Annotated in this window: 9 protein-coding genes; all 9 read left to right on the top strand. The window is 33.2% G+C overall.

Going from position 1 to position 13,640, the window contains the following annotated elements; genetic code table 11:
- Positions 1 to 237 precede the first annotated feature (237 nt).
- The 9 genes from JS605_RS07870 to JS605_RS07830 all read left to right on the top strand — a co-directional run bounded on the left by JS605_RS07870 (position 238) and on the right by JS605_RS07830 (position 13,321).
- The gene (locus JS605_RS07870) at positions 238 to 3,516 is read left to right on the top strand and encodes a SusC/RagA family TonB-linked outer membrane protein (RefSeq protein WP_203257148.1); all 3,279 of its coding nucleotides are present in this window, start codon (positions 238 to 240) and stop codon (positions 3,514 to 3,516) included.
- Between the two features lie 15 nt (positions 3,517 to 3,531).
- Complete coding sequence (locus JS605_RS07865; protein ID WP_203257147.1) at positions 3,532 to 4,941, top strand: RagB/SusD family nutrient uptake outer membrane protein; 1,410 nt, start codon at positions 3,532 to 3,534, stop codon at positions 4,939 to 4,941.
- 19 nt (positions 4,942 to 4,960) lie between these two features.
- Positions 4,961 to 6,154 (top strand): hypothetical protein, encoded by a 1,194-nt coding sequence (locus tag JS605_RS07860; protein ID WP_203257146.1) that lies wholly within the window; start codon positions 4,961 to 4,963, stop codon positions 6,152 to 6,154.
- Positions 6,155 to 6,191: 37 nt separating this feature from the next.
- A complete protein-coding gene (locus JS605_RS07855; RefSeq protein ID WP_203257145.1) occupies positions 6,192 to 7,892 on the top strand; it encodes a hypothetical protein in 1,701 nt (566 codons plus the stop codon).
- A 35-nt stretch (positions 7,893 to 7,927) separates the two neighbouring features.
- Complete coding sequence (locus tag JS605_RS07850; RefSeq protein WP_203257144.1) at positions 7,928 to 8,722, top strand: hypothetical protein; 795 nt, start codon at positions 7,928 to 7,930, stop codon at positions 8,720 to 8,722.
- Between the two features lie 27 nt (positions 8,723 to 8,749).
- Complete coding sequence (locus JS605_RS07845; RefSeq protein WP_203257143.1) at positions 8,750 to 9,574, top strand: hypothetical protein; 825 nt, start codon at positions 8,750 to 8,752, stop codon at positions 9,572 to 9,574.
- Between the two features lie 30 nt (positions 9,575 to 9,604).
- On the top strand, positions 9,605 to 10,348 hold the full coding sequence (locus JS605_RS07840) for a zinc metalloprotease (protein ID WP_203257142.1): 744 nt from the start codon (positions 9,605 to 9,607) through the stop codon (positions 10,346 to 10,348).
- Between the two features lie 97 nt (positions 10,349 to 10,445).
- Positions 10,446 to 11,351 (top strand): M43 family zinc metalloprotease, encoded by a 906-nt coding sequence (locus JS605_RS07835; protein WP_203257141.1) that lies wholly within the window; start codon positions 10,446 to 10,448, stop codon positions 11,349 to 11,351.
- Between the two features lie 35 nt (positions 11,352 to 11,386).
- Positions 11,387 to 13,321, top strand: coding sequence for a M1 family metallopeptidase (locus JS605_RS07830; RefSeq protein WP_203257140.1), 1,935 nt, complete (start codon positions 11,387 to 11,389; stop codon positions 13,319 to 13,321).
- Positions 13,322 to 13,640 lie beyond the last annotated feature (319 nt).

Here is a 13,640-nt window from a genome sequence, read left to right as displayed (position 1 = left end):
TAACACAACCATCGAATCTTCTTTAAAACACATTAAAAAACTTGTTTCCACTAAAAAAAAGGAGTTTTACCAAAAAATCAACTTTTAGAATATTCTCAATAAAACTAATTTTATAGTAAATAATTACAATTATTATATCGATATGTGTGAGAAAAAATTACAAAAAAACTAAAATCTTTAAACTATTATCAATAGTGATATTATTGTCATCTATTTTTTATCAAAAAACTAACATTTATGAAAAATAAACTCAATCAAGTTTTACTAAAATTTGTAATCATGTTTGGTTTGTGTCTTACATCATTACAAATTTATGGTTATGATGACTTAGCGGTATCAAACCATATTAATGAAAGTTACAAAACTGATTCCCCACAACAACAAATCGAAGGAACTGTTTATGACGATAAAGGAAACCCTTTAATAGGAGTAACTATTATCATAAAAGGTACCCAGAAAGGCGTATCTACTGATTTTGATGGTAATTTTAAAATAAATGCCTCACAGGGAGATATATTAGTGTTCTCGTATTTAGGGTTTGCAAGTAAAGAACTTCTGTTAGGCGCTGAAACTAATTATACCATCACTATGACACCTTCTGTAGAACAATTGGAGGGTGTGGAAATTGTGTCTACAGGATATCAAAAAATTAGTAAAGAACGTGCAACAGGATCTTTTGCAGTTATAGATAGTAAGGTCTTAGACCGTAAAATAGAGCAAAATATAATCTCTAAAATAGCAGGGGAAGCGCCTGGGGTACAATTTGATCCTTTTATCCAAGAAAAAAATAGTATTGGTCTTGTTATTAGAGGAAGAAGTTCTATCAATGCCACAACAGAGCCTTTGGTAGTTGTGGATGGTTTTGCTATACCAGGAGGCTTTAGTACGATAAACCCTAATGATGTAGAGACGATATCTATTCTAAAGGATGCTGCAGCCTCATCAATTTGGGGTATTAGAGCAGCCAATGGCGTTATTGTTATCACTACAAAGAGTGGTTCTAGAAATAAAAAGTTAGATGTAAGTGTTTCGGTGAATACTGCAGTTACCTTAAAACAGGATATTTTTGACTCTCCCTTTGCGGATCCCAGTACCCAAGTAGACTATCAAATTGAATTATTCAAATTTGAGCAATTCTCTCAGCAAAGAGATTTATTTAGTGGTTCTCTTAATGAGTTTTCGTTATTTCAAACAAATTCTGTTAGAGAAACACTATTACGTCTTAATAGAGGAGATATAGATATTGCAACTGCAGATGCAAGAATTAATGCGCTTAGAAATAATGATGGAAGAGAAGAATTTTCAAGATTATTTTTAAGGCAACAGCTATGGAATCAGTATAATTTAGGGATTTCAAGTGGTGGAGAGAAATATAATTTTAATTCGTCTCTAGTCTATAACTTGAATAAGGGACCTATAGTTAACGATCGTACAGATCAATTTATTCTAAATCTTAATGCAAGTTATAATTTAACCGATAAATTAAAATTACGCTTTATAAGTAATATAACGCAAACAAAAAATGAAGATGGTCTCGGTACGGGAGCTGTAGGTTATTTAAATAACTACCCATTATTTGAAAGAATTGTAGATGATAATGGTAATTACCTCCCAATGTTTAATGGTGTTAACATTGAAAGTTCAGAATTAGCACAGCAAAACGGATATCCGTATCCTTGGACCCTCAATTTAAAACAAGAGTCTGATAACGTTGACGACACATCTACATCTACTGATTTACGTTTGCAAACAGGTATAAACTATGAAATAACTAAAGGGCTTACGGTAGACTTAAGTTATCAATATTTATACAATGCTTTTTTTGGAAGGGATTTGTTTAACGAAAACAGGTTTTTTACAAGAAATACGGTAAACAGATTTGCTCAATTAGATGAAAACGGACAAGTAGTGGATTTGCCTGTACCAGTAGGGTCTATATTAAACACGTCAACCAGAAGCTCTACAGATAACACGTTTAGAGCACAAATTAATTATTCTATAGATTTTAAAGATCGCCTACACAATATAGATGCTATTGCTGGATATGAAGTGCGCAAACAAATATCAGAATTTAATAGAGATAGAAAATATGGTTATGATGATCAATCCCTAATCTTTACACAACCTAATTTAAATACATTATATGAAGATGCTATTTTTGGGGGGCAACGCCTTATAAATGATGGGGAAATCGTTGTTTACAATGAAAATAGATTTTTATCCTATTATGCCAATGCAGCGTATAACTACGATAACCGATATACTATTTCTGCAAGTGTGCGTTTAGATGACACCAATCTCTTTGGTGCCTCAGAAGAGTTTAGAAACACACCACTTTTCTCGGCTGGTTTTAAATGGAATATTACTAACGAATCCTTTTTCAAATCAAAGTTTTTTGATAACCTTAACTTAAGAGGAACTTATGGAGCTGGTGGAAATGTAGACAGGAACACATCTCCATTTCTTGTAGCAAGACAAGGTAGGGATGCAGGTAGCTTTTTAAATAATTACTTAACTATTTCTAACCCACCAAACCCAACATTACGTTTAGAAAAAACCAAAATTTTAAATTTAGGTTTAGACTATTCTATGGCTAATAATAGAATTTACGGAAGCATAGAGTTTTATGACAGACGAAGTGAAGATTTATTGGCAAGAAGAAATCTAAGCCCTACTTATGGATTATCTTCTTCATTCTTAAATGTAGCAGAACTTTATAATAGAGGTTTTGATATTGATTTAGGTTTGCGCATTATTCAATCAAAAGATTTTAATTATGACATGCGTATTTTATTCAGTGCTAATGAAAATAAGGTAACGAGTATTGATGAAAGTAACCCTGGAGAGATTTTCTTATGGACACAATATGATGCCAATGCTTTTGTTATAGGAGAACCAGTAGATGCTTTCTTTAGTTTTAGATATGCAGGCTTAGATAGTAATGGTAATCCATCATTTTTTAATGAGAACAACGAAATTATTGAAGTAGGTGGAGATATTGGAGCTATTGAAGCCTTAAAAAGTGAAGGCTCTAGATCGCCAAATAAAACAGGGTCAGTAGTAAACACTATTAGTTATAAAAATTTATCCTTACGCGTACTAACCACTTACTCTGGAGGTAATAGATTTAGATTTGAAAGAAATTACGATCCAAGGTTTTTTAGGACTAATGTGTGGAGCGATTGGACAAGTAGATGGCAACAACCAGGGGACGAGCTATTAACAGATGTGCCTAGATTAACATCTCCCAATGAAACGGGTACACCATTGTATTTATATTTAGATGAATCTGATAGAAATACAGATGATGCTACAACAATTAGGTTAGCACAGGTAAATCTTTCTTATCGCTTCCCAGATTACTTGGCAAATAAGCTAGCAATGCGCAATTTATCCGTGAGTATCCAAGGCGATAACCTTAAGGTATGGAATTTTAATAAATGGGATGTAGATCCTATAAGTAGAACAATTCCTATTCCACCAACATTTACTTTAAACGTTACAGCAAACTTCTAATTCATATAGAAATTTATGAAATATTCAATATATATAATTTTAGTTTCAGCATTCCTTTTAACAGGTTGCACCAGAGATAATTTTTTAGACTTTGAGCCTAAAGGACAAGTAATACCAACAAAGGTAGAAGAGTTTAGAGCGTTGTTAGATCAAGTAGAACCAGATCCAAATATTAATTTCACACAAGGTTTTGGCTCACATCACGACTTTACGATTTTGGCCAGTGATAATTATTTTCTATCAGAACAAGTACGAGCAAATTTTGGGATAAGTCCAGAACAAATCAATATGTATTTGTTTAGAGATCAAATTTCAACTGATAATGGGGATGACAACACATGGATATTATATTACAACCAAATATATGTGGCCAATGTGGTTTTAGAAGGTTTAAAAACTGCTGAAAATGGAACTCCTGAACAAATAGCAGAATTAAGAGCCGATGCCTCATTGCAACGTGCATTTGCTTATTTTAATTTAGTAAATATTTATAGTGTACATTATAATCCAGAAACAGCTAGTACCGATTTAGGTGTGCCGATAAGAGAAGGTATTGATCTAGAAGGTGCAGACTTTACACGAGCATCTGTCCAAGAAATTTACGATTTAATACTTTCAGATATCAATGATAATATTAATGCACTACCAGATGTACAACCAGCAAATTTAACATTCAGACCATCTAAAGCAGGAGCTTATGCGTTTTTAGCACGTGTGTTGTTATTTCAAGGTAAATATCAAGAGGCACTTGATGCTGCAAATAGTGGTTTAAGACTAAAAAACACCCTTAGAAATATTAATAGCGATCCCACCGATCCGAGAGATGCCAATGTGATATCTTTTCCATTGGCTCTTGAAGATCCACAATTAATTTGGTTTAAAGATTCAGGAGGTTTTACTATAGTATCAACACCAGAATTTTATGGGTTGTATGCCGATGATGATCTCAGAAAACGATGGTTTGCTGATGCCAATACGTATTTCTTTGCACCTATTGATAATCCTGTATTTGTAGCTCACAGGGCAAATAATAACCCTAATGTATCTATAACCACTGCAGATTTATATATGATACGAATGGAGTGTAATGCCAGATTGGGTAATGTGTCTATGGCTAATAGTGATTTAAACCTCTTACGAAGTAATAGATATGCAACAGGAACATATAATCCAGTTAATATCACTGACGAAGCAGACCTTTTAGCATTTGTAAAAGATGAAATACGAAGAGAGAAGGCACCAAGTGTATTAAGAACCTTTGATATTAAACGCTATAACCGTTTTGATGAACAAAAAATAACAGTAACGCACACATTTGATGGAGAAACTGTATCTATCGAACCTAATAGTTTAAACTGGGCTTTCCCAATTGCTAATAATTACATTGTTGCAAATCCTGAAATAGAACAAAATCCAAGACAGTAAATAGTAAATAGAATCGATTATGAAAATAGTATATAAATATTTAGCAAGCTTACTAGTTATAGTAATGTATGTGTCATGTAACGAATCTGATGATAGTGTTTCTGGAGTTACCGTTAATACAGAAGATTTTACAATTACAGCACCAGTAGTGGTACAGCAATTAGATACTCTAGGCTTTTCAAGGGGCACATCTAATAGTGGAGAGGTAACATTTACATTACTATCTCAAAACCCAGAAAACAGTGTTGTTTTAGGGGTGCGTTTTGGGGAAATTATAGCAGCCACTCCAGAGATTTTTAATTCTGGCAATGTAAACGAAATCACTTTGCAAGTACAAGTAAGAAAAAAGGATGTTTCTAAAATATCCAACATAACCATACTGAGAAATTTAAATGATCCAGATGGAGATGGCATTGAAAACAGTAGAGATTCTGATCCTAATAATCCATGTTTGCCATTACAAGACCTAACCTATACAGGTTTCAACCCATTTAATAGTATTTGGGGTGCTGCAGACTGTGATGAAGATGGCATGTCTAATGCAGACGAAGTAAACAATGGGAGAAACCCTTATATAGACGAGTCTACAATAGGAGATGCAGATGGAGATGGTGTGCGTGATGATGTTGATCCAGAACCTAACAATCCATGTTTGCCTGAGCAATTTGCAGGTTATCAGGATTTTAATCCTGATAATGAAGTGTGGGCTATGGGAGATTGTGATGACGACGGTATTACAAATGCAGATGAATTAGCAAATGGAGATTCGCCATATCCACTTCCAGATTTACCCTGTAATGAAATATTGAATTTTGATTTAGGTAATTATGAAAGAGAATTAAGAACTGTAGATTCCAATAACGGAGAAGGTGTAACAATAGGAGTTCTAGGAGAAGAATGCGGTACATTTTTCTTCACAGGAGGTAGTTTGTTTAATCAAGGATGTTTTAATGACGATTTAAGTATACCATTCTTTTTTACCCCAAATGATTCCTCATCGTCAAACGGTAGCATAGTAGTAGAGCTAACAGAGTATTCTTGTTTATCAGAAGATAGAACCTCAACTAGAGAGTTTACAGTAGAAGGTTTTGGTACTTATGCAGGGGCATCAAGTACGGTAGAATTTACATATACTATAACGCAACTGGGAGATGATATACCAGATGAAGAAAGAGTGACAACAGGAACACTAATTATAAGACCATTGTCTTAAATAATAAAAAGCTTTAAAAAACTATAAAACAAAGATTATGAAATACACATTAAATATAAAATGGTTTCATGTAATAGCAGTTATAATGTTGTCTTTAATAACAATATCTTGTGAAGAAAATGTTGAGGCTTTTGTTAGTGCTGCAACTGATTCAGACGGAGATGGTATTATAAATAGTTTAGATGAATCACCAGACGATCCGTGTTTACCAGCACAGCAAATGGCTTACATAGGTTTTGATGTGTTTAATGAAACTTGGCAAAATGCAGATTGTGATGGAGATGGAGTATCAAATGCAGACGAGTTTGAAGATCAATCTAGAAATCCATACTTAGATGAAAATACAATTGATACAGATGGAGATGGTGTTGCAGATTTTATAGACGAAGAGCCAGAAAACCCCTGTGTACCTGCACAAGAAGAAGGATATATTGGTTTTAATTCTGATAATACTATTTGGGGAACCGCCGATTGTGATGGAGATCTTATAGCAAACATAGATGAGTTTATTAACGGAACTGATCCTTATAAAGCATGTAACTTAAATTTCGATTTATCCAATTATGTAAGAGAGCTAAGAACAGTAGATTCTAATAATGGCGAAGGCGTAACGATAGGTAGATTAGGTGTTGAGTGTGGAGAATATATTTTTACAGGTGGAGGTATTTTTAATCAGGGATGTTTTAATGACGATGTTGAAATTCTATTTGTTTTCACACCAAATAGTCCTGAATCTTCTGAAGGGACTATTACAGTACCCTCTACTACATATTCTTGTTTATCTGAGGATGGTAGTGAAACAAGAGAATTTACCGTTGAAGGAACAGGTATATACCAAGGAGAACTTACAAGGGCGGAATTAAACTATACCATGATTACTCCTGATGGAACCGAAACAGGAACTTTAAACATTAGACGTTTAGACGATCCTGGAGACGATAATGGTGGAGATTGTAACCTAGATTTCGATTTTTCAAATTTTGAAGGAGAACTTTTAGCCAGAGATTCTAATAATGGCGAAAATATTATTATATCGTCGTTATTAGAAAGTTGTAATGAGATATCGATTAGTGGCGACTTTTTAAATTTAGGTTGCACCAACAATGATATTGAGTTCTTAATGTTCCTAGAGCCTTTTGTTGAGGGTGGAAATGAAGGTAACGCTATTGTAGAAAACGCCACATTTAGTTGTACAAATGAAGGAGGAGAAACAATAGACTATACATTTAATGCTTCAGGTTTCTTTAGTGGTAATGACGGATTTATGGAGTTTTTTGGTTATGAGCTCATTGGAGGTGGAGAAACGATAACAGGAAACTTGTTTATTGAACAATCTGGAGATACTGGAGGCGGAGATGATCGAGATAGATGCAGTTTTGAAGGCGAATATAATAGTATAGTAAATATTGATGGGAATGAGAGTTTTGGTATAGGCATATTTAGTCAAAATCCAGATAACTGTAATGAATATATATTATCTGGTGATTTTCTTGGACTAGGATGTAATAATGATCTAGTTCAGCTTGGCGTTTTCTTTGGAGAAGAAGAAGGAGGATCTGAAGTGATTATAAGTGAAGCAACTTTCACTTGTGAAATATCTGGAGATTCAGCAGAGTATACATTCAGAGGCTTTGGAGGGTATTCAAACGCAGAAGGATTTATAGAATTAAGTGAGTTTACTTTAACTGATCCTGATGGTATACAAACCAATGGAACTATATTTTTTGAACCTTTATAGTTAGATATCTAAAATTTAGTTTTAAATATTTAAACATGATGAAATATCTTATTGTTCTAGTAATAATCTTTTTAAATTCCGCTTGCAAAAATAAACAAGCAGAAATAGCCATTGATGGCGAAGTAGTTCTAAATAAAGAAGTTTACCAAAATAAAAAACCTTTGTTTAAAACCTCTATAACCTCCACGGAAATAGATTTTATTAAAGAAAACGATGAGGATGCTTTTATAAGTCTTGAATTTATAGGAAATGAGACCAAGGAAATGCCAGGATCACTTAATAGTAATGAGTTAATGGATGATGGTGCCTACGTATTTAAAGCTAATTTTTCAGATGATAAAACTATTGAAATTTGGTTGCACAGTAGTTTTGGCAATAAGACAAAAGCTAAAGTGTATGCAGATAAATTAACCGCTAGGTTAGGTAAATTACCATCTTTTATGCGGAAAACATTAAATCATGTTGTAATTCATACAGGTGATCATACGGCTTTTGCAGAAGATGCTGGTAGGTTTTTTGTATTATATTCTGATAATATGGACACGAGAATTAGTAATAATGATTTAGAGGAAACTGTTTTTCATGAAACAGCACATGTAACTTTTGATTTAAAATATGCTAAAAGCAAGGTTTGGAAGGAAATTCAAGCTGCTGATAAAACGTTTATCACAGAATATGCTGAAAGCAAACCACACCAAGAAGATATTTCTGAAACAGCACTATTTGTGTATATCATGAAAACATACCCAAACAGACTGTCGCCCGAAATAGAACAATGGATAAAAATAAACATTCCTAAGCGGTATGAATTTTTAGAAAAGTTCTTTTAGAGAGCAAATAAATTAAAAAAATAAGCTATGAAATTAAAGAGTGTGTTTAATATTTTATATCTGTCAATGCTATTGGTTTTGACTAATTGTACTACAGATAAAGATGTTGTTATTAGAGAAGATCTTATAGATCAAGAAGATGATAATGATGATGTAAATACAAATAATGATAATGAACCTTTATTTGAGTTTTCGATTGATGGTACAGGTATAGATTTTATAAAAGCTACAGATCCGGATACATTTATTAGTATCGAATACTTGGGACAATTTAATAGAGAAATCCCCTCAAAAGGACAATTTGAGTTAAATGATCCAAACGCTTATGTTTTTGAAGCTACTTTTACTGGAGATAAAAAAATAGGTATTTGGTGTCGTAGTAATTTTGGAAGCGTAGAACGGGCTACGGAGTATGCCAATAAATTGACGGATAAACTTGGTAAGTTACCTGTTTTTATGAGAGATGATTTAAACCATGTTGCTGTGATTGATGGTGCAGGTGGGGTTAGCGCAGAACCTGATGGTAAATTTTTCTTTATATTCTCTGAACGGATTGATGAAAGAATTGCAGGTAATCAATTAGAAGCCACTGTATTTCATGAAACAGCTCATGTTTATTTTGAAAAAAGATACGGAGCGAGTACAGAATGGTTAAATGCAAGACAAAAAGACGGTGTTTATATGACAGAATATGCGCAGCGTATACCTGATAAAGAAGATATACCTGAAACTGCCATATTTGTATATACCATGGTAAAATATCCAGGTAGATTATCTCAAAGTATTGAAGATTGGGTAAGGAATAATATACCTAATCGATACGAGTTTTTAGAACCATTTTTTAAAGATTAAAATATAAATGTATTTGTTACTCTTACTTCTATGAAAAAAAATGAAAAAGAGAAAAATAAAAAACAAATCGTTTTTATTATGTTAAATACGCTTCTGATATTATTCGTGTTAAATTGTAATAATGGCAACGATCCTGTTATACGTCAAGACCTAATGGAAGAAGAAATTCCCGATGATAATCCAAATGGGATTATATCTGGAGATACGCTAAGGGTTCCAGTAGTACATCATATTTCTAGGCGAGACAATGCAACAAATCCTGCAGTTACAGGAGGGCGTATTGCTAAAATAATGGGAGATATTAATTCAAGTTTTAAATCTGCCAAAATTCAATTTGTAACAAAGGACATCAAATTTGTAGATAATACACAATGGAATATACAATTTACAAAACAAGATGATTTTATTAGTAATAAGGTACTTTCCTCTTTTGAGGATCCAGACGCATTAAATATATTTTACTTCATCACATTGCTTAATAGAAGAGGTGGTCAAATTACAGGAGAACTGGGGGCAACTGCCTTATTTCCTGATGAGGGAAATAATTTGAAATTGAGTGCTTCATCGGTAAGGATTCAAAATACGGCAACAGCAACTCATGAAATAGGACATTATCTAGGATTGTATCACACTGATGATGATTTTAGAGATAGTCAAGGAAGACTTGAGTTAGTCGATGGGTCTAATTGTGCTGAAGCAGGTGGGGCTTTTTTGATACACCTGCTTCGCCAGACCTTAAACCCAAATAATATAAGAAGCTTATTTTATAATTAGTGGTAGTAGTGTAATGAGGTATTACCTATTGCAGGAAAATATAATTTATGGATTAACATTTTTAAGAATTCTGAATAATAGCAAAATTTGAAAAATCATGAAAAATAAAAATAGATTTTTAGTAGTGTTAACTATGCTAAGCATAGTAAGCACTTTGTTTTTGTTTAATTGTAATAATAGTAGTAATTCCGAAGAAAAAGAAGATCCTATTGATAATGAAGTACCAGACACCCCAGATGTAACAACATCAGGAGATACGTTAAGAATACCAGTGGTACATCATATATCTAGACGAGATGACGGAACGAATGCTCCCGTTGATGAAGCAAGAATAAAAAAAATAATGGGAGATATAAACAAAAACTTTAAACCGGGCAAAATTCAATTTTATACAAAAGAAATAAAGTTTTTGGATAATACAGGGTGGAACACATCCTTCTTAAAACAGGACGATTTTAGAGATCTTAGATTGTTAAAATCTTTTGAAGATGATAAGGCAGCAAATATATTTTATTTTAGGGTTTTACAGAGTAACAGTGGCGGTAACCTTCGTAACATAGGCGCAACAGCTTTATTTCCTGATGAAGGGAATAACATCAAGTTAACAAGCTCATCTGTAACAATGGAAAATACCGGTACAGCTTCTCACGAACTGGGGCATTATTTAGGATTGTATCACACCGATGATGATTTTAGAGGTCCGAATGGAAATACCGAATTGGTAGATGGGTCTAATTGTGAACAAGCAGGAGATAAAATTTGCGATACACCAGCATCACCAGTTCTCAATGATGGAAATATGAGGAACTGCGCTTATATTGGCACAGAGAAAGATGCTAATGGGATGCAATATAACCCTGATACGTTCAATATTATGACTTCATCAGGGAGAACCAGAAGTGATGCTGATGGTTTATGTCGAAGACGTTTTAGTCAAGGACAGATAGATAAAATGGTATCAGTATTAGAAGGAGATCGTTCTTATTTAATAACTAGAAAATAATAGTGCAAATCAATTTTCATTTTGTCAGTAAAATTATGAGAACACCACTCATACTTGTTATATTATGTGCCTTTTTTGAGTTACAAGGGCAAAACGAACTCTATATGCCTGTGGAATTTCAAAAGGCTTATAATAATGAGACCAGAGCATACAATGGGACTCCAGGAAAAAATTACTGGCAAAACCAATGTACATACTCAATTGATGTTGAAGTAATCCCAGGTACATGGAATGTTATCGGTAGCCAAATAGTAACCTACAAAAATAATAGTCCAGATAGTCTATATAAAGTATATATAAAAATGCATCCTAATCATTATAAGAGAGGAGCATTACGGGCAAACGAAATTCCAGTAGAGAATTTAACTAATGGCATGCAAATAAGTGGTTTAACGGTAAATGGTATCGAGGTTCAATTAAAACAGAAACATAAATCTACAAATCTCGCTCCTGAGAATATAGATACTGCAAAAACTATCAATGGAATTACTGTAACCGAACGTTCATCTTATATTAGGCTGAATTTAAAAAAACCGTTAGCTCCTCACTCAAAAGCTATTTTTACCATGACTTGGGAAACAAGTATGCCTTTGGTTTATGTTAACAGAATGGGTGCTTATGATGGTAAAAGTGCATTTGTAGGCTATTGGTATCCGCAAATAGCAGTTTATGATGATATTGATGGTTGGGATAGTAGCGAATATACTGGTGCACAAGAGTATTATTTAGATTATTCTAATTATGAAGTGAATATAAAAGTGCCTTCAGATTATAAGGTTTCTGCAACAGGTAATTTGTTAAATCCTAAAGAGGTTTTTACTGCAGATGAATTTAAGAGTTACCAGATTGTTAAAGCTACTCCAAATCCAGTTACAATAATTAAAGGTAATATATCAAATAAAGAGGGTAGCCAAGAACAAAAGACTGTCTGGAAATATAAAGCGACTAATGTTAGAGATTTTGCCTTTGGCTTAAGCAATAATTTTAAGTGGGTTGCACAAAACGTAGTAATTGATGATAACTCGATAGTATCAAACCTGATTTATGATATTAAAGACGAAAAATATGCAGAAGGTATACTAGAGGTTCAAAATAAGAGCTTAAATTTTTTGGTAAATGATTACCCTGGGATACCCTTTCCTTATGACACTTTTACTACTTATATGGGTGTCCCAGAATTTGACGGTATGGAATTTCCAATGTTAGCAAATAACGGTTTAAGTAAAAACCCCAAGAGCAATGATTATATGACATTTCATGAAGCTTCGCATACATATTTGCCACATTATGTAGGCGTTAATGAAATTAAGTATTCATGGATGGAAGAGGGGTGGGCTACTTTTTTTACGATTAAATTTATACAAAAGCTTTATAAAGACACAGCTGATGAAAATAGACAGCTAACAAGAACAATGGGTAGCTATATAGTAAATGCTGGAAAGCAATGGGAATCTCCTCTAATTGCGCCAACAAATCATTTAACAATTAGAAAAGGACATTTTCAACTATCTTATCGCAAGCCAGCCTTTATGTTGTTAGCTTTAGAAAGTTTATTAGGAGAACAACAATTTAAAACATGTTTAAAAGAGTATATAAACAGGTGGAAAGGAAAGCATCCTACACCTTATGATTTTATGTTTACGTTTAACGATATAAGTGAAAAAAACTTAAATTGGTTTTGGAAAAAATGGGTGTTTGAATATGGTTATGCAGACTTAGAGCTAAAACGTGTAGATAAGTCAGGTGTTACCATACAAAATATTGGAGGTTTGCCTGTGCCTGTTACATTAAAACTTGTATATGCTAATGGTAAAACATTGGGTATAGAAAAGACTCCAGAAATATGGCAAAGTAACCCTAATTTAACTCTTGTAGATGTGAAAACTGAAGAACTTATCTCTATAGAATTGGTATCCGATAGTTTTCCTGATACTGATATTAAAAATAACGTGTTAATTATGAAAAAATAAGTAGAGCTAGGTATTATCAGGATACAGTATACTGTCTTTGGAGGTATTTAAGATAAATATAAAAATTGATGCCAAAAATGCGTACTGCGTTATATGAGACGGCAATGCTGGCCACTAAAATATCTACTCTCATCTTAATAATTTTGACATTTAAATCTGTTTGGTTAAGTTTGTTTGTATAGCGTATGTTGTATTAAGAGTATTCTTTAAGAATAACATGGGTTTTGTACACATTCTAAGCTCAGCACTAATTTCCCCAAAAACCTGAAATTACCTATGTTTTATGTATACGGATAGTTAGCTTGTTAGCTGTTATTAA

It is taken from the genome of Hyunsoonleella ulvae (assembly GCF_016827605.1).
Classification (GTDB): Bacteria; Bacteroidota; Bacteroidia; order Flavobacteriales; family Flavobacteriaceae; genus Jejuia; species Jejuia ulvae.
Note: the sequence above shows the minus strand (reverse complement) of the source record. Positions and strands in the feature narration are given on the sequence as shown.